The sequence below is a fragment of the Streptosporangium lutulentum genome, from assembly GCF_030811455.1.
Lineage (GTDB): Bacteria > Actinomycetota > Actinomycetes > Streptosporangiales > Streptosporangiaceae > Streptosporangium > Streptosporangium lutulentum.
Window position 1 is genome coordinate 9,979,861 of the sequence record NZ_JAUSQU010000001.1, and the last position, 23,472, is coordinate 10,003,332.

Here is a 23,472-nt window from a genome sequence, read left to right on the forward strand (position 1 = left end):
CGATGCCTCGGGCGCTTTTTATGGCGAGGTCTCGCCCCGGGCGTGTCCCTATACGAGTCCGCGTACCTTGCGCAGGCCGTACCTGGTGCGCCTGACGACGGCGTAGCCCCTGGTCAGCATCCGCTCTCTCAGATAGATCAGCGGGACCCGGCTTCCCTCGACCGCGCGGCTGAACAGCTTCATGGAGGTGTTCTCGGCGATGGTCAGGCGCGGTAGCGCGAGCTCGTCGTGCCGGTCGGCGGCGAGGGCGTTGCTCACCGCGCAGGCGGCCCGGTATCCGGCCCGCCGGACCTCGCGCCGCACACGCACGCTGGAGTATCCGTACGGGTAGGCCATCGTGGAGACCGCCGTGCCGACTCTGTCTTCCAGCAGGGCCTTGTTGCGCCACAACTCCTGGCGGAGTTCGTGGTCGGAGAGCTGGTCGAGCTGGGGATGGCTGTGGCTGTGGCCGCCGATCTCGATGCCGCACGAGGCGGCCTCGCGGACCTGGCTCCAGGTCAGCATCGTGTCGAGCGGCCTGCCCGCCGCGTCCTTGCCCGCGTCGCTGACCCACCCGCTGGTCAGGAAGACCGTCGCGGGGAAGTCGTAGCGCCTCAGCAGGGGCAGCGCCTCGCGGTGGAAGTCGGCGTAGCCGTCGTCGAAGGTCACCACGATGGGTCGTTCCGGGAGAGAACGGTCATTCTCCTCATGCAGGAGGGCGGCCAGGCCGGCCATCGTCAGGGGCGTGAAGCCGCTCTCCTTGAGATAGGACAGGTGCTCCGCGAAGGTCGAGGGCCGTACCGCCAGCGGTTTCGTCTCGGCGTTGGGCCGGTCGGAGACCGAGTGGTACATCAGAATCGGCACGCGGATCATGAACGCCCCCGCTTCAGACGAAGGGAACCGACAACGTAACCCCAGGTGGTCCAGGCGAGGCCGACGACGATCGCCCCGGCTCTGCCGAGGCCGGACGGATCGCCTCCGAGCGCCTCCCCGACCCCGCGCAGCGCGCCCAGCGGAAGCGTCCTCAGCGCGTGCGCCCGCTCGCTCGCCAGCCCGTCGCCGGTTCCGACGTATCGGGTGACCAGCGCCTTGGAAAGGCCCTCGGCGTAACACCGGGACCGGAAATAGGCGAACGTGGAGCGCACGGCCGGCACCTTGTGGCCGATCACCGCGCCGGGTTCGAACAAGAGCACCGCGCCCGGCGTCCGCTGGGAGAGCCGGATGCAGAACTCGGTCTCCTCGCAGCCCAGGGGCCGGGGTCCGCGCCCCCGCACGCTGCGTCCGATGCCGGTGTGGAATCCGCCGACCTCGCCCACGATGTGCCTGCGGAAGGCCGCGTTCCCGCCCATGACATTGCGGATCGGCGCCCTTTCCGAGGGCATGCCCCGATAGGTGCAGCCCACGGTCCAGTCGAACTCGCGGGGAAACCAGCGCGGACGGCGCCCGACCGCCCACAGCGGCCTGGTCAGCCCGCCCACTCCCATGACGGCCGGGTCGCGGAAATTCTCCTCCAGCGCCTCCAGCCAGCCCGGCTCGGCGATCGCGTCGTCGTCCAGGTAGGCCACGACGTCGCCGGAGGCGGCCGCCGCACCGGTGTTCTTACCGCCGGACAGTCCCTTCTCCTGGAGGTTCTCGATCACGATCGCGCCGGGATACTCCCGTTTGAGCGACAGGTGAAGATCCGGGTTGTGGTCGACGACCAGGATGATCTCGTACGGCTCGCGCCGCTGGTTCTTGACCGATTCGACGGCTTCCCGGATGTCCTTCCAGCGCTCTGCGGTGTAGACGCAGATGACGACACTGCTTCTCATGATCAGGCGGCGCCCTGGTCCGCCGTGGGGGCGGCGGCGGCCGGCTGCGGCGGCGCGGGCGCCGGTCCGGTGCGCCACTCCCTGATGATGGTCTTCAGGACCCGGATGCCGTCGCGGACCGCGTGCAGGTTGCTCTCCCCGTGGATCCGGCAGCGCTCGTGGCTCGGGACCTCCTGAACCTTGAGCCCGGCTTTGGCGGCCCGGATGTTCAGCAGCGTCTCCACCTCGAAGCCGTCGCAGTCGAGGTTCAGGACGTCCAGGTGACGTGACCAGAAGGCGTTGTAGCCGTAGCAGAGGTCGCTGTAGCGGGTGCCGTAGAGCCTGTTCACCAGCGCGGTCAGCACCTTGTTGCCGAACTTGCGGTTGAAGGTCAGGTCGTCGCTGCCCCCGCCGGTCGCGTAGCGCGACCCCTTGACGAAGTCGGCGCCGGTGACCAGCGCGCCCACGAACTGGATGATCTCGCGGCCGTCCGTGGACCCGTCGGCGTCGATCATCACGATGATGTCGCCGGTGCAGGCGGCGAAACCGGCCGCCAGCGCGTCGCCCTTGCCTTTTCCGGTCTGCGTTATCACCCGGATGTTGGGACGCAGCCTTTTGGCGACGGCGACGGTCTCGTCGGAGGAATTGCCGTCGACCAGGACGATCTCGTCAATCCAGTGCGGCAGCGTCGCGAAAACGTGCGGCAGGTTCTCCGCCTCGTTCATGGCGGGAACCACGACGCTGACCGTGGGGGAAATGGCCACGTGGGGAGTAAGTGGGGTGAATCGTTCGATCGGTGGCATGGATCTCAGGGGCGGTTTGCCGTTGTACTGCTTGGTGATATCGGGACTCATGCTCAGAGATGATTTTCCGTTGTGGTGCTTGGTGGTTTCGGGGGTCATGACGGAGATCCTTCCGGGCGGTCGGTCGTCAGGGGTGACTAGCGGACGGACCCGGGGCCATACGCGATCTGGATGATCGGGAAAATGGCGAATGCGAGGAGGGATGCGCGGGGTCCTGACGGGTGATGTGCGGTGCGGGAGCGGGTCAGCCCACTCCCCATGGCTCCTTGACGGCAGGCGCGGATGATTGGTTCTGCGCTGGACTGCGCATTCGGCCGAAACCTTTCAGCACGCGATCGGCGAATCTGTACAAATGCGGATGGTCTGTGATGATTGTGCGAATTTTATTGACCGGTGTACGACCCATCCAATGAATCGCGGCTGTCGGGGAAGGGCGGGAGATCCGGCCTTCGGCGACGAACAGGTCACCGCTTTTCAACCAGCTTTTGTACTCGCGGCCGCCCTTGCCCATGTCCACCTGTCGCAGGCCCGACTCCGCGGCGTGCTCCGCCATGCGGAGGTGGTGCACGATGCCGGGTGAGTAGCGCGCGAACTCCGGGTCATAGGCCGGGAACCAGCCGACCAGAGTGGTCGCCGTGCGGAGGCCGAAGTGCCCGGCGACGGGCCTGTCTCCGGCATAGATCATGGTCAGGACGCCGGCGAAGGTCTCGGACCCCTCCGCGTGCATCTCGTCGAGCAACCGGACGATCCACGGCTGGGCGAAGCGGTCCACGCGGCCGGTCCGGCGGTACTGGCAGGACTTCCAGCTCATGAGCGTGCGGAGCGTCCCGACGTCGGCCGAATTCCACTCGAAGCGGAGTTCGCCCTGCTCGCGGCCGAGCTTGCGCTCCTTGTAGCGGACCGTCTTGAGGTTCTTGGGGGAGTTCGCCTTGACCTGGTCGATGTAGGCCTCGAAGCCCAGGCTGAGGTCCATGACCGGCACCGGTCGCACGTCGGACTCGTAGGAGACGAACGTCGGCTGGCCCGGGACCAGGTGGTCGAAGTCGAAGGCCGAGATCTTGCATGCGCGCAGCAGCGCGCGGATGTCCACCTTCAGCTCGGGGACGGAGATCAACCCATGGCAGGTAGTGAGAAAGCCCCCTAAAGGTTTGCCAATCCCGAAACTATGGCGTTCGTATGGGAAAAATCCTCTAATCGTGCTATTCTCTTGAATGACCGCGACTCGGACATAATCACGAAGGCGTCCCATCGCCAGCGCGAACTCTACGGACAGGAACGGATTGTCCAGAGACGGGTTCGCCTCTTGTAACTCCCGCCATCGTGATATTTCGGACTCCCCGAGGTCCTCCGGGCGAACAATGACGATGGTCACCTTGATTTGACCCCCTGTTCGGTCTGCACGCTTCCGCTCCCCCGGTACAACAGGCGTAGTACGTATACAAATCCGCCGAGAACGGCGATTGTCGCCACCCCGGCCCGTGGTGACCATGCGTCAAAAGTCAGCATGGCGGTGGCAAGGAATACGTTTACAACCAGGCTTGCCGCCACGCCGACAGATGGCGCTGCAAGAGGGTCACGATCACGCAACAGTCCAATTACCGCTGCGCCAGGTACCACTAAAAGGAATAAAGGGGTCAAAGTCAGACGTAGCGGGGTATTGATATCCGCTAGAGCGATCACGGCTCCCGCTGTGCACGCGAGGGTGAGCGCCCATTTGAGCACCCTGAGGCTGATCGACATCTCCGAGCTCCTGGCTGGTAACGAAGCGATTGATCGCGCCTTCATATGACCAATCAGTTAACGCAGAAGTCAATGCCGACGCTCGGCGCGAGTTAATGGTTTACCGCATATCGGAGCCACATCTCAGCGTTGCGTAAAATCGCGCCGGGGAATCAGCCGGTCTCGGCCTCGGAACTGGACTCGGGGGAAAGGGAGGGCGTCGGTGTCGGCGCCGGGGGCGGCGTCGTGTCGCGGGGAGGGTCGGGGACCTCCGGCTCGGGGCTCTCCCAGGAGATCGCGCACAGGGCGTTGCCCCCGGCGGACTTGAACGCGACCCGGCCCGCACCGCTCTCGCCGGGGTCGGCCGCGGTGACCCAGATCAGGATCTTCGTTCCGGCCTTGAGCTGCCCGCGCCGGGGGTGCACGTTCAACCCGCCGGAGGTGGTCGCCGACCAGGAGACGGCGGCGTTGCGGGCGGCGAGCTGGATCCGGCCCGCGCCCTCCCCGATGCTCGACGGGCACGAGACCGTCAGCTGGGCGGCCGCGGGCCGGGAGGCGGGCTTGCGGCCGGAGGGTGACCGCTGGGGAACCTGCCGCCGGCCGGCCGTCGGCCGTGCCGTACTGGGGAGGGGGGTGGGAACCGCGGCTTTCCTGGACGCCAGGGTCGGTTCGGGGGCCTCGGACGGGGAGTCCTCCGGCAGGGGCTCCGGTGAGCCGGGGTCGAGCTCGGGCTCCAGGATCTCCATCGCGGGTTCCGGCTCAGGCGTGATCCGGAGGTTCACGGACGGCCCGGCGGTGAGATCCTGGCCGTTGACCACGACCATGGCTCCCGTGGCCGCCAGAACGCACGCGGCGGCCAGGACCACCGGTCCCTTGCGCCGCTGCCGGCGCCGCTGCACCGGCAGCGGGGCCGTACGGCGTGGCTCGGCGGCGGCGATCCGGTGGCTTCCCTCGTCGCGTGCCCGCTTCGCGCCCGTACCCTTCCGCCGGGTCCACCCGCGGCCCTTCGCGCGGCTCTCCGCCGCGACGGGAAAACCGGTCCGGTCGAAACGGCCGCCCGCCTCGACGACGGAGGCCCGGAACTCCTCCAGCTCCGGGTTCACACAGGTCTCGATCACCCGGCTGCGCAGGGAGAGCGGAGGGAAGGCCGCGGGCACCATGTCGAGCAGCCGTCCGGCCGAGACGTGACGGTCGCGTCGCTCGATGCAGACCTCGCAGCGGCCGATGTGGCCGGACAGCCGCCTGCGCAGTATCGGGGTCAGCGGGCCCTCCCAGGAGTCCACCATCGCCGACAGGTCCGGGCAGTGCGCGCGGCCGACCTTGGCGAGGACCACGGCGGCGGCCGCGTTCTCCAGGTGGTCGCGGGCGCGGGCGAGCCGGGCGGTGGCCTGCCGGGAGGACAGGCCGAGCACCGAACCGGCCTCGCCGGGGCTGAGGTCGTGCCGCAGGGACAGCTCCAGCACCTCGCGTTCCTGCCTGCCCAGCTCGGTCAGCGACTCGTGCACGAGCGCGGCCAGCTCGCGCTCCTCGGGATCGTCGTGGTCCTCCTGCGCGGGCGCGGGCAACGAGCTCTGCGAGCCCCGCGTCCTGGCCGCGCACTGGAACCGGGCCAGCGCGTACAACCACGGGCGCAGGCGTCCGGGCTCGCGCAGCCGGTCCACACTGCCGTGAGCGGTCACCAGGGCGTCGTGTACGGCGTCGGCCGCGGCGTCCCTGTCGCCCAGCAGCGAGAGGGCGTAGTCGTTGAGACGTTCGGCATAGGAGTCGTAGAGGCTCGCGGGCGCCGTGTCGTCGGCGCGCCTGAGCGTCTCCACGAGTTGTTGATCGTCGGTTCGGCCGACGGCCGGCCATCCGGGCACAGACATTCCTCCCCGCGGGACGGGCTCGTTCACGGGCGTCACCACCTGCCCGCTCCAGGCCCCACACGCGTAGGACGCCACCTGACCGCGGTGGGTTGTCCATAAGGGTCGATATCATGCCGACCCGGCATAACCTGGGAAAACTGGAACGGCTGAGGTCCATGGGACTCCCAGCCGTTCGGGGTGAACGAGGTGAGGAAGGGTCAGTCGCAGTTGGGCGAGCAGAGGCGGCGCTTCATGCCCTCCAGGAAGAACTTGCGGACCTCGAGGATGTCCTTGGCGATGAAGGCGTCGCCGTTGGTCGCCTTGGCCAGGGCGTCCATCTGACGCTTGCCCTTGGGGGCGTCGGGACCGAAGGCGATGATCAGGACGCTGACCGGCTTCTCCGGGTTGAACTCCTCCTTCAGCGTCCTCAGGATCTCCGCGTTGCTGATCCCGCCCTCGGGGTCGTCGTTGCCGGCGCCGTCGGTGAGGATCAGCACCGTGTTGATCTTGTCGCCCTGGTAGTCGTCGGTCATCTGCTTGTAGGCGGCGGCGAGGGTGTCGTTGAGCCCGGTGTCGCCGGTCGGCTTGGCCTGGGTCGTGGCCAGCCTCTGGTTGAGCAGATCCCGGCGCAGGACGCCGTTGATGTTCTCGGTGAGCGGGCCGACCGGGATCGTCTCGCGGTAGTCCACTCCCTGGCCGTTGAGGTTGGTGGAGTACTGCCAGAGCCCGAGCTCGCTCTTGATCGGGAACAGCTTCATGCCCTCGATGGCGATCTTCGTGATCGCCTGCATCCGGGTCACGCCCATGCCGGGCACGGGGAGCGCCATGGTGCCGGAGACGTCCAGCAGCGTGAGCAGCCTGGTGCCGAGGTTGAGCCGGGACCACGACTGGGACATGCTCGCGACGGTCTTGGCGTCGGGCATCTTCAGCGTCACCGGGGCCTTGGCCTGGAAGCCGCCCGCGCCGGCGACCGGCTTGCCGCCCTTGCCGTCCGGGGTGCGGAAGCCCTGGTCGCGAAGGGTCTTCTTGGAGGCGTCGGTGCCGAGCTCCTTCTGGAACGCCTCGGCGGCCTTGCGGACGGTGGCGTTCTCGGTGGTGATCACCACCGGGTAGTCGAGGTTGAGGGTGCCCTCGGCCGGATAGAGCGGAACGGCCGGGACCTCCGGCTTCTTGGCGTTGTTGAACGCCCAGACGCCCTGCTCGGAGGCGACGCCCAGCGGGACCTTGGCGCCCTTGACGCCGAGGCTGGCCAGGAGCGCGTCCTGGTCGCGGACCGTGCTCGCCGACAGGGACTTGAGCGCGCCGACCAGCTGCTCCTCACCGGCGCCCGAGGCCGTGGCCACCCCCGACGCCGCCAGCAGCGCGCCGAGCCCCGCGGCGTTGAGCGAGGGGTCCAGCGCGAGCACGCGCACCTTGCGGCCGGGCCCGTCGACGTTGGCCACGTTGGCGGCGTTGATCATGCCGCCCCAGCTGGCCTCGCCGAAGCTCTTCTTCAGGCTCGGGACCACCGAGTTGGAGGCCACCATGACGATGGGGGAGTGGGCGATGGACGCGCCGGGGGCGGGCACGTCCGGGTTCTTCGCCCGGAGGCCGGACACCCACAGGGCCGAGTCGGGGATCCACAGGTCCATCGCCTCGGCCTTGCCGCCGCCTCCGCCCAGCGCGGAGGCCACGGTCGCCGGGACGCCCTTGGCCACCGTGACGGTGGCGCACCTGCCGTCGATGTCGTGGCCCGCCTTGTTGTAGCGCTCGGCGATCTGGGACACGGCGGGCTGGATGTCGGGTGAGGCGGTGACCCGCAGGGCGACCGGGTCGCCCGAGCATTCCCGGTCACGGTTGATGATCACAAAAGCGGCGACACCGAGGAGCACGGCGAGGGCGACCGACCCGGCGAGGGGGACCAGTACTTGGCCACGTCCCCCGCGGCGTCGTCTGGGCGCTTCTCTGTTGGGGGTGTAGCCATCGTCGAGTTCATCAGTCCGGTGACGTCCCATGATGCCCTCTTCGGTGTCGATGTCCTGGAGCTAGCGGGTCACCCTATCGGGAGGTTCCCTGCAATATTCACGGAACTGTACTGGGAACACTTAATGTGGCAAAACGCTCTTTTTGGTGCGGGTATCACCGTACGTGCCAGTAGTGAATCTCTGCGTTGTATGAGGAAGACCGGAAGTCGGCGGTGGTAGGGGCTCCAATACCGAATTTTCCGGCTTTCTCGTGCAACCGAGGCCGGTCGGCGTGACCGATATGGCGACGCCGTCGACCGCCGTGTGATGCGATTCACGGCGAATGCGGCGCACCCGCCGGATCCCGGCGCCCTCGCGCCGGCCGGCCTGTCGTCCGGCGGATCGAGGTGATCCGGAGGGCCGGAGCGGCTTCGGCGTTTCCGGATGACAGCGGTGGGTAATTCATCCCTTACTCAAGGTGGCATCGCTGTGGAGTCGTAAAGATCTCGATGGGAGCGGGGGGCGTACTCTCCCCCGGGAACACGTCATCAGATTCTCGGGGGAGAAGGTCCTTGCCGTTCACGCCCAGTCACGTCGCCGCCGTGCTGCCGTTGATCTCTTCGGGACGGATCCGCCGGGTGCTCGACCCCTGGGCCCTCGCGCTGGGGGCCATGATTCCCGACCTGCCGTCCTTCTTTCCCTTCCTGCTGGACTACTCGCTCTGGCATTCCCTCAAGGGCGTCCTCACGGTCGACCCGCTCGCCGTCGTCGTGCTGCTCGCGGTCTTCCACGTCCTGATCCGCGACCCGCTGACCACGCTGCTGCCACCCGGTCTCGCGGGTCGCGCGGCCTCGGTGGGACCCGGCATGTACGGCCTGCGACAGCTGCCCTCCGTGGTCGCCGGAGGCATCGTGGGAGCCCTCACCCACAAGTTCTGGGACTCCTTCACCCACTCCTACAGCTCCGGCGTCTGGGGCTGGGACTGGCTGGACGGCCGGGTGGCCGGCCTCCTTCCCCTGTTCCGTCTGCTGCAGTACGTCTCCACGGTGATCGGCCTGGCGATCATGGTCTGGTGGGCCTGGCGGGGGCTGTCCCGGATGGAGCCGCAGGCGCCGCCGGAGCGCCTGGTCATCCCCGCGGGCGTACGGCGCCGCATGCTCCGGATCACCGCCGTGTCGATCCCCCTGGGGGCGATCGCCTGGCCGGTGGTCTTCTCCTGGGAGGGCACGGCGGAGCTCGTGACGAGGCTGGGCGCGGGGGTGGTCGTGGGCTGCGGCCTGCCGCTGCTCGCCTACACGCTGATATGGCAGCTCAGACGGGCCATGGCAGTATTCGAAGGTGTCTAACCTCTCGGACCCCCGTCTGGCCGACTACGCCAACCTCCGCGACGTCGAGCTGCGCAAGAGCCTGGAGGCCGAGCACGGCCTCTTCATCGCCGAGGGGGAGAAGGTCATCCGCCGCGCCGTCGCGGCGGGCTACCCCGTGCGTTCGGTCCTGCTGACCCGCCGCTGGGCCGAGCCCCTCGCCGACCTCCTCGGCGAGCTCGGAGACCGGGTCCACGTGGTGGACGACGCCGTCGTGGAGGACATCACCGGGTTCCCGGTCCACCGCGGCGCGCTGGCCGCGATGGAACGGCTGCCCCTGCCCACGGTGGAACAGGTGCTGGCCGGGCGGGTCCCGGCCTCCGACGATCCGGCCGTGCGGATTCAGGCTCCCGAGGGTTCGTCCGGGCGGGTTCCGGCTTCCGGTGACCCGGCCTTTGGTGACCCGGCCGGGTGGGACGTGCCGTCCCCCGAGGACCTCTCCGGCCACGTTGACGCCGAGCGGGCGGAACCGCACGCCGAGCCGCCGCGCCGCGTCCTGATCCTTGAGGATCTCGTCGACCACGGCAACGTCGGGGCGATCTTCCGGTGCGCCGCCGCGCTGGGGGTCGAGGCCGTGATCCTGTCGCCCCGCTGCGCCGACCCCCTGTACAGGCGTTCGGTGAAGGTCTCGATGGGCGCGGTCTTCGCGATCCCGTACGCGCGGATGACCGACTGGTACGGAGGGCTGGCGGAGTTGCGCGGGGCCGGGTTCCAGACGCTGGCGCTCACGCCCGACCAGTCCGCCGTGCCCCTGGACGAGGTAGCGATGGCGGACCGGGTGGCGCTCCTGCTGGGCTCGGAGGGCGACGGCCTGTCCTCCCGATGGCTTCGCGAGGCCGACGAGGCGGTCTGCATCCCGATGAGCCCGGTGGCGATGGGCCTCGGCGTCGACTCCCTCAACGTGGTGGCCGCCGCCGCCATCGCCTGCCACGGCCTCATGCGCGGACGTCCGGCGGACGGGTCCCGTCAGCGGGGCTGACCGGGATCACGGACGCCTTCCAGCGTGCGTGCGAAAGGTGATCCCGTCCGGGAAAGGCGTCTTGTCGTCCAGGAAAACATCCGATCAAGGGAATTCCGGAGATTCCCCCTTTACGGCCGCGGCCCGCTTGTCCGGGGCGCGGATGAACCGCAGAAAGCGGAATCGTGGTCACGGTGGATTGCCCGGAACCGTTGCCGCCCGCGTCGTTTCCCGGGGCGTCGGCGCCGACCGGTCGCCTTTCTCCCGATCCGGCGGACCGCGCATATGCGGGCTTAATTCGAAAAGCGCGCGATTTGGAAGATCCATCGAGATTCACCGAGGTAGCGGGTGATTTCCTCGGGTGATCGCCGACGGCGGGAAGGTCCGCGACGGGCCGTTCTCCTGTCCTTGGGAAAAGGGCGAAGGGAGGAGAAGGTAAGCGATGCGGGCCGTTCCCGATAATGGAAGATTTGTGATCGACGACCCGTGACGCGCGTGACGAATTCGCCGGTGGGTGACCCCGGCTGATCGAGCCGATCGAAACCCGGCGGTTGGAGGCGGACCTCGGCGGACCCCGGCGGGCCCGTGCCGATTCGCCGGGTCGCCGGGTCGCCGGCGAACGGCCGAGGAGATCTCAGAGGTCGATGTCGTCGATCGTGGTCTGCTCGCTCGCCCAGTCGAGGAGCCGGGTCGCGGTCTGGAAGCGCCGGTCGGCGTTGGACTCGCCGAGGATGACCCCGATGAGCCGATGGCCGTCGCGGTCGGCGGCGAACGACAGGCAGTACCCGGCGGCGTTGGTGTAGCCGGTCTTGAGCCCCAGCGCGCCGGGCGCCTTGCCGAGCAGCTTGTTGGAGTTGGTCCAGGTGTGCGCCCGGTGAGACCTGGTCTTCGTCACGGCGTGGCGCCCGGCGGAGGCGATGATCCGCAGCGTCGGGTCGCGGAGCGCGATGTCGGCGAGCTTGGCCTGGTCCCGGGCGGTGGAGTAGCCGGGGCTCGGTTTGGGCAGCCCGTCGGGGTTGGCGTAGCGGGTGTCGGCCAGCCCGAGGGAACGGGCCGCGAGGTTCATCTTGGCGACGAACCTGGCGTTGCCCGGACCGTAGACGCGGGCCAGCGCGTGGGACGCGTCCGCCCCGGAGGGGAGCATCACCCCGTAGAGCAGGTCTCTGACGGTCAGGCGCTCCCCTGAGCGCAGACCGGCGTGCGTCGCCCCGTTGGCCGAGGCGTGCTTCACATCTTCGGCCTTGACCGTCACGGTGTCGCTCAACGTCGCCTCCCGCAGCACGACGTACGCCGTCATGACCTTGGTCAGGCTGGCCACCGGCATCCGCTTGGCGGCCTGCTTGCTGAGGTGGACCGTTCCCGACGTGGCGTCGAACAGGTAGGCGGCTCGTCCGGGAACCGGGGGAACGGCACGGTGGTCGAGTCGTCCGGCGGCTCGCCGGATCTGGGCGGGCGCGGCAGGCCCGGCCGTCCGGGTGATCGTCGCGAGTCCGCCGGTCGGGGCGAGCGTTGTGAGCGTGTCGGCCTCGGCCGGCGAGATGGAGCCGGTGGCCAGAGTGGCCACGGTGACCAGCGCGGTGCAGACAATCAGGTGCATTCCCCTGGTTCGCATGCGAATCATGGTGGCAGAGCCTGCTGCCAAAGTGCGTAACTTGGCACTTTAGCTATGGAAATGTTGACATCGGTGTCACGCGGAGGTGAGCTGCTCCGCCTCGCGCCGCGCGGCCCTGCGGCGGCGCCGGTGGACGAACCCGATGATCGCGGCGATGACCGCCACGGCGACCGTGCCGGCCAGGATCGGCGACTGCGCGGCCAGCTTCAGCCAGCCCCAGATCACCGTGTAGAGGCCGAAGGAGGTCACCGGCACCCAGGTCAGGCAGCCCAGCGCGCTGGCCACGACGTACCACGGATAGGAGATCCGCAGGACCCCGGCCACCCAGGGCAGGGTGTGGCGCAGGCCGGGCACCCAGAAGCAGGCGTAGACGGCGAGCGCGCCCCACTTCTCGACGACCTTCTCGACCCGCAGGATGTTCGGCTGGCCGATTCTCCTGCCCAGGCGCGAGGTGTAGAGCCTGGATCCCAGGACATGGCCGATCCAGTAATAGGCCTGGAACGCGCCGAAGAGGGCGATCGCCCCGATGACGACCCAGAACCACAGGGGCAGGCCGGTGAGCCAGGTCCACAGCGTGCTCACGAAGGAGACCGGGGCGGGCTCGGAGGCGCCCGCCGCAACCCGTCGCATGCCGAACATCACCACCTCGCTCACCCCCTGGTCTTACCTGATATTAGGCCAGGCTTACCTGTTTCCACACGGGTGGAGCCCTTGAAAGGACATCAAGGAGGCGGTCTCGGCAAGAGAAGACCAAGGACGGGGCACTGCAAGCGGACATCAAGCAGAGATCAAGCATCCCGGCGTACACCTGTGAGCAACGAAGAAAGGTGTACGCCATGAGTCCGCGAAGCAGCATTACGCCAGTGGTGGCGAGTGGAGCCGCGAATGTCGTGAAGCTGCTGATCGCCACGCTCGCCTTCGCCGGTGCCTACGTGGGGGTGGAGGCCTCTCAGGGCGCCTCCGTCCGGGCGCCGGTGGGCGTGGACGCGGAGGCACCCGTGCACACGGTGACCCTGTCCGCGGAGTCACTGCCGGTCGTCGCCGAGAAGATCCCGACGGTGGGCACGATCACCGTCACCGCGCTCGGCGCGTGCGACAGGCCGTACCGGATCCAGAGCGTGATCGACAACGCCCACCCCGAGAAAGTCGTCTCCTACGGCTGGCGCCTGCAGCGCTGGAGCGAGGCCACCCGGAGCTGGCGGCCTTACCTGAGCGCGCACTCCGGTTTCATCGGCGAGAGCCAGACCGCCGAGTGGGAGCCGCGCGTCGTCGGCAACCCGGGCTGGTACCGGGCCGTGCTGGCGGTCTCCGGCGAGGCTCCCCTGCGTGGCGAGAGGTTTTTCGTCAGTTGCTGAGGGAGCGCTGCGCCGCCTCCACCCAGCGGCCCACACCGACCCGCTGGGCCACCGAGAGGGCGTTCTCGTAATGGGGTTTCACCGCGTCGGTGAACCCCAGCCGCAGGGCCAGGTCGCCGAGGGTCAGCGCGACCGGCCACAGCGCCACCACACCGGTGCCCGCACCGGCGATCCGGTCGGCGAACGGCTTCAGCGTGTCGTAGGCCTCGATCATCCGCTCCCGGTCGTCCAGCAGCATGCCCGCCAGAGCCCGCCAGATCATCGCCAGCTCGTAGAGGAAGTCGGGACGCACGGGGGTCTTCACCGCGATGACGGCCCGCGCGTCGCGCAGGTGCCCCGCTGAGGCGAGTGCCACCGCGTAGGCGTCGAGGGTCCACTTGGCCCCGCGCTGATGGGCCTCGGCCAGCGGCTCCACCATCTCGGCGGCCTGGCCGTTGACCAGGTGCAGGCAGAACGTGGTGATCAGCGGCAGATCCTGCCGGCCCTCCAGCATGCCCGCCTTGGCGGTCTGCCGGGCGGCGTCGCGGTAGGCGAGCGCCGCCCCGGCGAAGTCACCGGCGATCATCAGCCGTTGCCCGGCGTACCAGGCGACGACGGCGGCCGGCGCCGACAGTCCGTACTGCCTGGCCAGCCGCTCGGCGGAGGCCACATGCGCGTCGGCTTCGGCGAACGCGCCCGAGGCGGCCGCGCACTCCATCAGCACGAGATGGGCCAGGGCCTGGACCGCGACCTGGCCGGTCGCCTTGCCGACCCCCAGCAGCTCCTGGCCGATCACCTCGCGCTCGCCGACCGGGGTGATGCCGTAGGACTGGCGCAGCCGCCCGCTCAGCGCCGTCGCCAGCAACCCGGGGTCGCCGCTCCGCCGGGCCAGTTCCTCGGCCTCCAGCGAGGCCTGCTCACCCCTGGGGGTGGCGGAGCCTTCCAGCTCCAGCGCGAGCGTGGCGAGCAGGCTCGCCCGCAGCGACTGCTCGCCCGCGGGCAGTTCGACCAGTGCCTGCTCGGCGACGTCGACGATCTCCCACGCGGTGCGGGTGAAGTCGCGGGCCATGCCCTTGTGCGGCACGGCCAGGGACGCCGCCACGCGGGCGGTGAGTTCCAGATTGCCCAGCGGCAACGCCGCGTCCATCGCCTCGCGCCGTTGCCTGCGGGCCGCCGACATGTCGCCGCACAGCGCCAGGGCCTTGATCAGCCGCAGGGTCAGCAGCAGGCGTTCCCTGGTGCGGTCGGAGGTGTGGGTGATGCCGGACCGGTCGAAGGCGGCGATGGCCTGCGCCCACAGGGTGGCGGCCTCGCGGTGGGCGAAGCGGCGCTCGGCCTGTTCGGCGGCGAGCCCGGCGTAGTGCACCGCCTTGGTCGCGGTCTCGGCGGTTCCCGCCGCGTCGTAGTGGTGGGCCAGCGCCGCCACGTCGCCGGGATTGCGGTGCTCGATCGCCGCGGCCACCGCGGCGTGCAGCCGGGAGCGGCGCAGCCGGGAGGCGTCGGAGTAAAGGGTGTCGCGGACCAGGTCGTGGTCGAAGCGGAGCATGCCGGGCCCCGGCTCGGTGACCAGCCCGGCGAGGAGCGCGGCCTCGACGGCGTCGACCACGGCGTCCTCGTCGACGGAGACGTCGACCAGCACGTCGACGTCGACGTCGCGGCCGATCACCGCGGCCTGCAACAGGATCTGCTGGGCGGCCGAGGGCAGCCGGGAGATCCGCCGCCGCAGCACGTCGCGGACGCCGGAGGGCACCCCGGAGATCACCTCGGCGGCCGTCGCGCGGTCGCTCACGGCCTCGGCGTCCAGCAGGCGCACCGTCTCACGGACGAAGAAGGGATTGCCGCCGGTTCGCTCGACGATGCTGTTGACGGCCTCCTCGTCCACCTCGCGCACACAGGTCGCCCGGACCAGCTCCGCCACGGCCTTGGGATCGAGGCCGGTGAGGCCCACCCGGACGGGACCGAGCCGGGCCAGCGCGGCGAGCACGTCGGCCTGCTGGTCGCTCAGCTCGCTGTCACGGCAGGTGAGCACCAGCAGCACTCGGCTGGTGGACAGCAGGCTGGGCAGCGCGCGAAGCAGCGCGAGGGTCTGGTCGTCGGCCCAGTGCAGATCCTCAAGGGTCAGCAGGATCGGCGTCTCCTTGGCGACGGCGGCGAGATATCCGCCCACCGCCCGGTGCAGCCGGAAACCGCCGGAGACCTCGTCGTCGGGCTCGGGGGCCGCGTCGTCCAGAAGCGGGGCCAGCAGCTGGGCGTACTCGCCCGGACCGGCCACGTTGACCAGCGTGCGGAGGATCTCCACCCACGCCCAGCCGGGAGGCGTGGCGCTGCTGTCGGGACAGGCGCCGGAGGCGATGCCCCAGCCGTCGTCGGAGAGCCGTTTGATGAGCTGGAGGACCAGGGTGGTCTTGCCCGCGCCCGCGTCGCCGCTGATCACCGCGACGGTGAAGCGCCCGCTCCTGGCCGCGGCCGTGGTCAGCCTGGCCAGCTCGGCGTCGCGGCCGACGAACGGCTCGGGCTCCAGCGGAGGCAGCTCCACCGGGGTGGCCGTGGGCCGGGGCGGCCAGGTGTCGGCGGACACCGCCGAGCGCTGCCGGGCGGCCTGCGGAACGAAGAGCTGGAGGCCCGGGTCCTGGGCCAGGATGTCGGATTCCAGCTTGCGCAGCGCCGGGCCCGGGTCGATGCCCAGCTCGTCGGCGAGGATCGTGCGGGCCTTGCGCAGCGCCGCCAGCGCGTCGCCCTGCCGTCCGCCCCGGTAGAGGCCGAGGGCGAGCAGCCGCCATCCCTCCTCGCGGAGCGGATGCTCGGTGGTCAGCGCCTCCAGGTCGGGCACCACCTCCGAGGGCATGCCCATGCGCAGGCCGCTGTCGGCATGCCGCTCGCGGGCCACCAGGCGCAGCTCGGTCAGCCGGTTGACCTCGGCCTCGGCCCACGGCTGGTCGGCGAAGTCGGAGTACGGGGTGCCGCGCCACAGGCCCAGCGCCTTCTCCAGGCGGACCCGTGCCGAGGAGGGGTCGTCGCCCTCCAGTTGCTCTCCGGCGCTGCGGACCAGCGTCTCGAAGCGGAGCGCGTCGACCTGGTCGGGGGCGACGCGCAGCGCGTAGCCGGAGGCCACGGTGACCAGCAGCCGGTTGGGGCCCCCGCGTGGACGGCCGGGTTCGAGGACCCGGCGCAGCCGGGAGATGTAGACCTGCAGACCGGACTGCGCGCCCTTGGCGGCGTCGTCGTCCCACAGGTCGTACAGGAGGGAGTCGACGGGCACGACCTGTCCGCGTGCCACGAGTAAACGGGCGAGGACGGCCCGTTGCCGTAACCCGCCTAGGTCGAGCTCGTCATCATGTGAATGCGCCTCGACCGGACCCAGAACCCGGAACGCCACCATGTCAGCCGCCACGCTATGCGGGCCTTTGAATCACGCACAAGGTATTTCCCAATCTAGCGGCTGATCGGCTCCTTTTCAGGGGCCTGGGTGGAGTTCTCACGCCGGCGAAGGAATGCCCACGCGCCAAGCGCCAGCCCACCGAAGGGGATTTCGACAGTGTAGGTCCAGAAGCCGAAAAGCAGGGCGGCGGCGGCCGCGGAATCGAGGGGTGCTCCGAAGTAAACCAGCGCGCCGCTCGTGCCCGCCTCCATTATCCCCATTCCGCTGGGGGTCACCAAAGCCGTTGTGAGAACCCTCGACAGGGCGAAGACCGCGATCGACTGCGCCAGGCCGGGATAGGCGCCGGTCGCGTGCAGGCAGCAGACCAGGATCAGCCACTGGAACCCGAGAAAGAAGATCATGCCGAGGGTCAGCCCCGGCCAGCGGGTCCGTACGATCGCGGAGGTGTCGGCGCGCAGCTTCCGCAGCGCCTCGGAGAGGGCGTGCTCGGCCGGCCGGATCCTGCGGGGAACCACTCGCGCGAGGCCGTCGAGGGCGCGGCCGAGGACGGCGGCGGCGCGGTCCCAGAAGAGGGCGACGGTCACCACGGCGACCAGGACCAGGATGGACAGCACGCCTGCCCAGGCCGCGTTGGCCACGGCGGGGCTGAGCCGCTGCCCGCTGAACAGCAGGGCGACGATGCCCGCGGCGGGCAGGAGGAACCGGAACAGGGTGTTCCAGATGCCGCTGGTCAGCGTTGACACCACGACGGCCCGGGTCGGGAAGCCCCACCCCTTGGTCAACGCGAAGGTCACCGCGACCCCGGCCGCGCCGCCGAACGGGAGCAGGTTGCTCACCGCGCTGCCGCCGGCGTTCAGCACCAGGGCCTGCGGATGGGTCAGCCCGGGCAGGGAGGCGGTCAGCACGAACGTGTAGGCCAGCAGGCTGAGCAGCCAGACCGCGGCCATCAGCGCGATCGCCTGCGGGCTCAACGCGGAGAACTGGGCGTAGATCTGGGCCCAGGAGACCTGCTGGCCGGTCAGCGCCCTTACCAGTTGCGGCATGAAGACAACGAGTGTGACGGCCAACGTCAGCGACACGACTGACAGCCCGATCTGTCCCCATCTGTTCTTCACGTAACCCCCCTGACCAAGTGTGCCGGTCCGAATCTCATCCTTTGGGAGGATTTTCGAAAGGGTGCCTCAACCTGGTGCCCGGAGGAACATCGCGCCGGACGTACCACTCGGTGCCGAAGACGAGACGGTAGAGCGGCTGGGGGATCTTGAGCATCACCCCCAGCGTGCGGGTGTCCGCGCCGGTGGCCTGGGAGGCGTGGGCCGCCATGCTCGCCCTCTTCTGGCGGGCGAAGCGCCGCACGTTGACCCGGTGGGTGATCGCCTCGCCGGGGGAGTATGCCCGCTCGAAGGCTCGGACGTCGAGGGCGGGGTAGAACCTCCGGACGAGTTTCAGCCCTTTGAGCAGGGGGTCGCGGTTGACCGTCGCCTCCAGCACGGCCGGGGTCCCCGCGATCTCGGCCGCCCGGCCGCCGACCCGGTGCACCTGGACGTGGTCGGGGTGCCCGTAGCCCCCCGCGGGGTCGTAGATCGTCAGCAGGTCGGCTCGCTCCTCGGTGAGGATCGCGGCGAGCCGCCGGGCGGCCTCCTCGCCGTCGGCGTCGATGAAGGCGTTGTCCGGCCGGTCCTCGGCGATCCCGCCGCCGGGTGCCAGCCCGGAGTCGCCGTAACCGAGGTTGACCACTCGGGCGCAGCCGAGCGCCGCCGCCGATTTGTACAGTTCGGTGATCCGCGCGGCCCCCAGCGCCTCACCGGGTTCGAGGTCGGCCTGCCCGCGCTCGCCGGAGGTCGCCACGACGAGGACCACCCGATGCCCCTCGGCGGCGAGCATCGCCATGGTGCCCGAGGTCAGCAGGGCCTCGTCGTCGGGATGGGCATGGAAGAACACGGCTGTCCTGACGGTGCTGATGAGGCTCACTCCGTTCGCCCGGTGCGGATGCGCCCTTTCGAGCACGCAGGCATAATCTCATGCGGGGCTACGCTGGCACGGTGAGGATCCTCCACGTCAGTGACTGTTACCTACCGCGTCTGGGTGGGATCGAGGTGCAGGTCGGCGATCTGATCCGGATGCAGCGGGAGGCGGGTCACGAAGTCGAGGTGGCGACCGCCACCCCGGGCGCCCCCCTCCCCGGAGTGCACAGAATCATCGCGAAACTCCCCTTTGATCTGCCCGTCCATCCTTTCGGGGTCGGCCACATGCTGCGGCTGATGAGAGCCCGGCGTCCCGATGTGGTGCACGTGCACACGGGGGCGGTCTCGCCGTTCGCCTGGATGGGCGTGCGCGCGGCCGTACGCGCGGGGCTGCCCGTGGTCGTGACCGTGCACAGCATGTGGGACCCGATCACCCGGCTCGTCTACCGCGGGCTGCGGCTGCTGTTCGAGTGGCATCGCTGGGGGCTGGTGGGCACCGCGGTGAGCGAGGCCGCCGCCCGGCCGATCCGCGCGGTGGCCGGGCGGAGGGTGCCGGTGCACGTGATCTCCAACGGGCTGGACGTCTCCGGCTGGCGTTCCGACGGTGAGGCGGGGTCGGCCGGCGCCGCGGGACCCGACGAGGCGGTGGAGCCCGTCGAATCCGTGTCCTCCGCCGATCCGGCGCGTTCCCCCGAGGCGGTACGGCTCACCGACTCCGGGCCCCCCTCCGATCCCGTACGGCGGGAGCCGGGCGATGAGCCGGTGCACGTCGTCGCCGTGGGGCGGCTGGCGCCACGCAAGCAGCCGATCCGGCTGCTCAAGCTGATGAGGGAGGCCCGCGCCCGGGTGCCGCAGGAGACGCCCATGCGGGTCACCATCGTCGGCGACGGTCCGGCGCGCTCGCAGATGGAGCGCTACCTGCGCGCCAACGACATGACCGGCTGGGTGTCGATGCCCGGCCGCTACAGCCGTGAGCGGATTCACGACCTGCTCGTCTCCGCGGACGTGTTCGTCGCGCCCGCGCCCCGGGAGTCCTTCGGGCTGGCGGCGCTGGAGGCGAGGGTGGCGGGGGTCCCGGTGGTGGCGCGGACGCAGAGCGGGGTGGCCGACTTCGTCCGGCAGGGCAAGGAAGGGCTGCTCGGGCGAGACTTCGACGGCCTGGTCGCGTCGGTGGCCAGGCTGGTCCGCGACCGCGAACTGCGCGAGTCGATCGCGGCGCACAACCGCGAGACCGAGCCCGTCCGGAGTTCCTGGCCGGTGGTGCTGGAGGGCTTCGAAAGCTGCTACCGGGCGGCGGGCCAGGGCTCCGGCCTGAAGACCGGGGGTGAAGGCCCGCGCGGGAGCGACCGCTAGCACGCGAGCGCGCCCTGACCTTCGAAACCGCGACGAAGCCGGTGCTCGCGGCCGGGCGCGACGTTTGAGGCGGTGTCACGGCGAAGGTGACGAAGAGACGGGATGTGACGCGCGGAGCCCCCGCCGCGTGGCGGGGGCTCCGCGATGTTCGGTACGGTCGCCGCGCCGCACTGCCCCCCGCAGGCGGAGCGGCGACCGTACCCGGGTGCATCCTGTCACCAGGAGGCACGGGTCACGCTAGGAACAGGCGGAGGCGAGCTTGGTGGTGGCCTCCTGGAGCTTCGTGGTCATCGTGCCGGCGGCCGCGGCGGCGGCGGCCGGGTCGCTCGGGTCGATCTTGAGTCCTTCGAGCGACGTGGCGAGGTCGTTGAGCGCGGTGGCCACCTCGCCGTCGGCGGTGCCCGCCAGGGTCTTCAGGTCGGCGGAGAGCTTGGCGGTGGCCTCGTTGAACTTGTTCAGGTCACCCGCGCTGGATGCCGCGGCGGCGGAGTAGTCCGTGAAGGACTTCGTCCACGCGGCGTCGGTGCAGATCTCGCTGCCGGCGGACCCGCCGCAGGCGGCGGTCATCGATATGAGAGCGACCCCCGCGAGGGCGACGGAGACACGGCGGGGGGTGAGGGCGCTGAACATTTCTGCCTTTCATTGCATTCGGGTACAGACGGAACCCTAGGAAAACGCCCTTGCGGATCGCTTTCACGATGCTTGCAGGAGTGACTCCTGTGACTCGGTGTGATGACCGTCCTCCGGTGGGTAAGAGGGGGGTATGGCTGAGGCGATCGTCGATTCAGGTTCCGGCCAGCACTCGCTCAAACGGGTGATCGGGCGCAGGGTCCTGCTGTTGTTCGTGGTGGGCGACATCCTCGGGGCGGGGATCTACGCCCTGGTCGGGAAGGTCGCCGGGTACGTCGGCGGGGCGCTGTGGCTGCCCTTCCTCGTGGCCTTCGTGCTGGCCGCGTTGACGGCGACCGCCTACGCGGAACTGGTCGGGAAGTATCCCCAGGCCGCCGGGGCGGCTCTCTACGTGAACAAGGCGTTCAACGTCCCCTTCGTCACCTTCATCGTGGCCTTCGCCGTGATGATGAGCGGGATCACCTCGGCGAGCGCCGCGGCGCGGGCGTTCGGGGGCAATTATCTCGCGGAGTTCGTCACGCTCCCGGTGATCGTCGGAGCGTTCATCTTCCTCGGCCTGGTGACGCTGGTGAACTTCATCGGCATCTCCGAGTCCGTCAAGGTCAACGTGGTTCTGACGGTCATCGAGGCGTTCGGCCTGCTGGTCATCATCGCGATCGGCGTCTACGCGCTACTGTCCGGACAGGGCGAGCCCGCCCGCGCCCTGGAGTTCCACCCCGCCAACGGCGCGTTCCTCGGCGTCCTGGGCGGTACGGCCCTCGCCTTCTACGCGCTGCTCGGCTTCGAGGACTCGGTCAACCTCGCGGAGGAGTCCAAGGATCCGCAGCGCGACTTTCCCCGCGCGCTCTTCGGCGGCCTGATCGTCGCCGGGCTGATCTACGTGGCGGTCGCGTTCACCGCGACCATGCTGGTGGACACCCGGACGCTGGAGAGCTCGACCGGCCCGTTGCTGGAGGTTGTCAAGGTCGCCGGTCTGGCGTTCCCGCCCAAGCTGTTCGCGCTGATCGCGCTGCTGGCGGTGGGCAACACCGCACTGATCAACATGCTCATGGCCTCACGGCTGGTGTACGGCATGGCGCGGGAGGGGATCGTGCCGAAGATCTTCGCGGCGGTCCATCCGGCGAGGTCCACCCCGTGGGTGTCCATCGTGTTCACCGTGGGCATCGCGGCGGTGCTGGTCGCGACCGGAGACGTGGGCAACCTGGCGGACACGACGGTGCTTCTGCTGCTGTGCGTGTTCGTGATGGTCAACGTGGCCGTGCTGATCCTCCGTAAGGACCGGGTGGAGCATGACCACTTCCGGGCGCCGAGCTGGATGCCCGTCCTGGGCGCGCTGGTCTGCCTCGTCCTGGTGCTGCCGATCACGGGCCGGGGCGCCGACGTCTATCTCCGCGCGGGCGTTCTGATCGCGATCGGTGTGATTCTCTGGTTCGTCAACCGGTTGTTCTTGTCAGAAGGGGAGCACCCGTCCTGAGGGCGTGCGCAGATCAAGGGAGATCGGTTTGCGGGGCGGGCGGGGTTTTTGGGTGATTAATACCTTTTTCATGTTGTACTCCCTCTTTGTTGGAGTTTGAGAGAGACTACGTCAACCGGCCGACGTTTTCGAAGGCTTTTTGATGACCGTCCGCAGGTTCCGGGTAAAATTTTCCGGCCGTGACCTGCCGACATCGCGTGATCGCGGTGAAGCGGCGGCCCTCCGCCGTCCCGAAGGGCCGCCGCCGGGCCCGGTTCCGCCCGTCACGGTGCGCGGCGAACGCGCCGGGGCCGCCTCGTGTCCCACGCCGTACGCGGCGACCGGAGGCATCCCGGGGGCCGCGACCGCGATCACGCGCGGGTTTCCCGTGCCGGCCGTTCTTCCGGCGGGTCTCCTTCGTTGGGTTAGCCCCGTGTGTCTGGGGCACCGGTGACATGAGAGGGGGGAAACCCATGTCGGATACTCCGGTTGATTCGAGATTTCACGTGCGGACCGACAGGGGTGATCGCTGCACAACCCTGCACGCGACGGGCGCGCTGGACTACGGATCCTCCCCGCTCCTTAAGGAACAGACCGACGCCGTTCTGAAGTCGGCGGACCACCCTCGCCTGGTGATCGACCTCACCGAGGTCACCTTCTGCGACTCGACAGGCTACGGTGTGCTGATGTATGCCCTGGCCCATATCCGGAGCATGGCGGGCTCGTTGATCCTCGTGGGCATCCCGTCCATCATGAGGCAGCGGCTGAACCGCCTCGGAGTGGGAGGATTGTTCGACACCCGTGGCACGGTCGAGGAGGCGATGAACGCGTTTCCCGCCACCGGCTGAAGGCGTGTGGAGATGCGCTGCACGCGCGCTATTCGGTCCGGCCTGCCCCATATGAGAAAGTTGCAGGGCTGGGAAGGGCAGGGCAGAAGGTTGGACATGTCCATCGAAAATGGACCGGAGTCGGTTTTCACCGCCACCTCCGGACTGCACGGTACGACGCTTGTCGTGCAGGCGAGCGGAGAGCTGGACTACTACCACACGCCGGTGCTGCGAGCGGAGCTGGACAAGGCATGGAAGGCCCTGCGGTCACCGACTCTGATCCTCGACCTCTCGGCTCTCACCTTCTGTGACTCCTCCGGAATGGGCGAGCTGCTCCAGGCACGTCACCACGGCCTGAACGAGGGCGTCCGGCTCATCCTCACCGGGGTCCAGGGCAACCTGGCACGCCGGCTCAATCTCGCCGGACTGACCCAGGTCTTCGAGGTGCTCCCCTCCGTGACGGACGCGCTCGAGGTCGCCTGAAAGGCCCGGGAGAGCGAAAGGCACGCCCCGGAGGGGA

20 protein-coding genes are annotated in these 23,472 nt (G+C 69.4%); 7 read left to right on the plus strand and 13 right to left on the minus strand.

The genetic code is table 11. From position 1 onward, the window contains the following. Positions 1-48: 48 nt before the first annotated feature. The 7 genes from J2853_RS44850 to J2853_RS44880 form a co-directional block, all read right to left on the minus strand. Positions 49-852 carry a polysaccharide deacetylase family protein gene (locus tag J2853_RS44850; RefSeq protein WP_307568027.1) on the minus strand — a complete coding sequence of 268 codons (804 nt, stop codon included), beginning with the start codon at positions 850-852 and terminating at the stop codon, positions 49-51. Beyond that, on the minus strand, positions 849-1,790 hold the full coding sequence (locus J2853_RS44855) for a glycosyltransferase family 2 protein (protein ID WP_307568029.1): 942 nt from the start codon (positions 1,788-1,790) through the stop codon (positions 849-851). Before J2853_RS44855 ends, J2853_RS44850 begins: the two co-directional genes overlap by 4 nt. Before the next feature lie 2 nt (positions 1,791-1,792). Beyond that, positions 1,793-2,671: a glycosyltransferase family 2 protein gene (locus J2853_RS44860; RefSeq protein ID WP_307568031.1), complete on the minus strand. Its 879-nt coding sequence runs from the start codon at positions 2,669-2,671 to the stop codon at positions 1,793-1,795. A gap of 145 nt (positions 2,672-2,816) precedes the next feature. Further along, positions 2,817-3,944: a GNAT family N-acetyltransferase gene (locus tag J2853_RS44865; RefSeq protein WP_307568033.1), complete on the minus strand. Its 1,128-nt coding sequence runs from the start codon at positions 3,942-3,944 to the stop codon at positions 2,817-2,819. After that, on the minus strand, positions 3,941-4,312 hold the full coding sequence (locus tag J2853_RS44870) for a hypothetical protein (RefSeq protein ID WP_307568035.1): 372 nt from the start codon (positions 4,310-4,312) through the stop codon (positions 3,941-3,943). Before J2853_RS44870 ends, J2853_RS44865 begins: the two co-directional genes overlap by 4 nt. A gap of 152 nt (positions 4,313-4,464) precedes the next feature. Continuing rightward, positions 4,465-6,150 (minus strand): RNA polymerase sigma factor, encoded by a 1,686-nt coding sequence (locus tag J2853_RS44875; RefSeq protein ID WP_307568037.1) that lies wholly within the window; start codon positions 6,148-6,150, stop codon positions 4,465-4,467. 203 nt (positions 6,151-6,353) lie between these two features. Further along, the gene (locus J2853_RS44880; RefSeq protein WP_307568039.1) at positions 6,354-8,129 is read right to left on the minus strand and encodes a substrate-binding and VWA domain-containing protein; all 1,776 of its coding nucleotides are present in this window, start codon (positions 8,127-8,129) and stop codon (positions 6,354-6,356) included. A 521-nt stretch (positions 8,130-8,650) separates the two neighbouring features. Between J2853_RS44880 and J2853_RS44885 the strand changes: the two genes are divergently transcribed. Beyond that, complete coding sequence (locus J2853_RS44885) at positions 8,651-9,424, plus strand: DUF4184 family protein (RefSeq protein ID WP_307568041.1); 774 nt, start codon at positions 8,651-8,653, stop codon at positions 9,422-9,424. Beyond that, positions 9,417-10,421, plus strand: a complete 1,005-nt coding sequence (locus tag J2853_RS44890; RefSeq protein WP_307568043.1) for a TrmH family RNA methyltransferase — start codon at positions 9,417-9,419, stop codon at positions 10,419-10,421. The genes J2853_RS44885 and J2853_RS44890 overlap by 8 nt, the downstream gene beginning before the upstream one ends. A gap of 613 nt (positions 10,422-11,034) precedes the next feature. Here the strand turns inward: J2853_RS44890 and J2853_RS44895 are convergent. Then, the gene (locus J2853_RS44895) at positions 11,035-12,012 is read right to left on the minus strand and encodes a D-alanyl-D-alanine carboxypeptidase family protein (protein WP_307568045.1); all 978 of its coding nucleotides are present in this window, start codon (positions 12,010-12,012) and stop codon (positions 11,035-11,037) included. A gap of 75 nt (positions 12,013-12,087) precedes the next feature. Further along, positions 12,088-12,666: a DedA family protein gene (locus J2853_RS44900; RefSeq protein ID WP_307568047.1), complete on the minus strand. Its 579-nt coding sequence runs from the start codon at positions 12,664-12,666 to the stop codon at positions 12,088-12,090. Between the two features lie 236 nt (positions 12,667-12,902). On the opposite strand from J2853_RS44900, the gene J2853_RS44905 reads away from it, so the two are divergent. After that, a complete protein-coding gene (locus J2853_RS44905; RefSeq protein WP_307568049.1) occupies positions 12,903-13,367 on the plus strand; it encodes a hypothetical protein in 465 nt (154 codons plus the stop codon). Here the strand turns inward: J2853_RS44905 and J2853_RS44910 are convergent. From J2853_RS44910 to J2853_RS44920, 3 genes are read right to left on the minus strand one after another with little or no spacing between them, the layout of a single operon-like run. Next, positions 13,357-16,725 (minus strand): ATP-binding protein, encoded by a 3,369-nt coding sequence (locus J2853_RS44910; protein WP_307569036.1) that lies wholly within the window; start codon positions 16,723-16,725, stop codon positions 13,357-13,359. The genes J2853_RS44905 and J2853_RS44910 overlap by 11 nt on opposite strands. Positions 16,726-16,778: 53 nt before the next feature. Continuing rightward, a complete protein-coding gene (locus J2853_RS44915) occupies positions 16,779-17,840 on the minus strand; it encodes a lysylphosphatidylglycerol synthase domain-containing protein (RefSeq protein ID WP_307568050.1) in 1,062 nt (353 codons plus the stop codon). Between the two features lie 34 nt (positions 17,841-17,874). Then, positions 17,875-18,732: a PIG-L family deacetylase gene (locus J2853_RS44920; protein WP_307568052.1), complete on the minus strand. Its 858-nt coding sequence runs from the start codon at positions 18,730-18,732 to the stop codon at positions 17,875-17,877. 35 nt (positions 18,733-18,767) lie between these two features. Between J2853_RS44920 and J2853_RS44925 the strand changes: the two genes are divergently transcribed. After that, positions 18,768-20,042, plus strand: a complete 1,275-nt coding sequence (locus J2853_RS44925) for a glycosyltransferase family 4 protein (protein ID WP_307568053.1) — start codon at positions 18,768-18,770, stop codon at positions 20,040-20,042. Between the two features lie 237 nt (positions 20,043-20,279). On the opposite strand, the gene J2853_RS44930 is transcribed toward J2853_RS44925, so the two are convergent. Then, complete coding sequence (locus J2853_RS44930) at positions 20,280-20,672, minus strand: DUF8711 family protein (RefSeq protein ID WP_307568055.1); 393 nt, start codon at positions 20,670-20,672, stop codon at positions 20,280-20,282. A 133-nt stretch (positions 20,673-20,805) separates the two neighbouring features. On the opposite strand from J2853_RS44930, the gene J2853_RS44935 reads away from it, so the two are divergent. From J2853_RS44935 to J2853_RS44945, 3 genes are all read left to right on the plus strand, one after another. Next, positions 20,806-22,146: an APC family permease gene (locus J2853_RS44935; RefSeq protein WP_307568056.1), complete on the plus strand. Its 1,341-nt coding sequence runs from the start codon at positions 20,806-20,808 to the stop codon at positions 22,144-22,146. A gap of 485 nt (positions 22,147-22,631) precedes the next feature. After that, positions 22,632-22,973, plus strand: coding sequence for an STAS domain-containing protein (locus J2853_RS44940; RefSeq protein WP_307568057.1), 342 nt, complete (start codon positions 22,632-22,634; stop codon positions 22,971-22,973). Between the two features lie 96 nt (positions 22,974-23,069). After that, positions 23,070-23,435: an STAS domain-containing protein gene (locus J2853_RS44945; protein ID WP_307568058.1), complete on the plus strand. Its 366-nt coding sequence runs from the start codon at positions 23,070-23,072 to the stop codon at positions 23,433-23,435. The last annotated feature ends 37 nt before the right edge of the window (positions 23,436-23,472 follow it).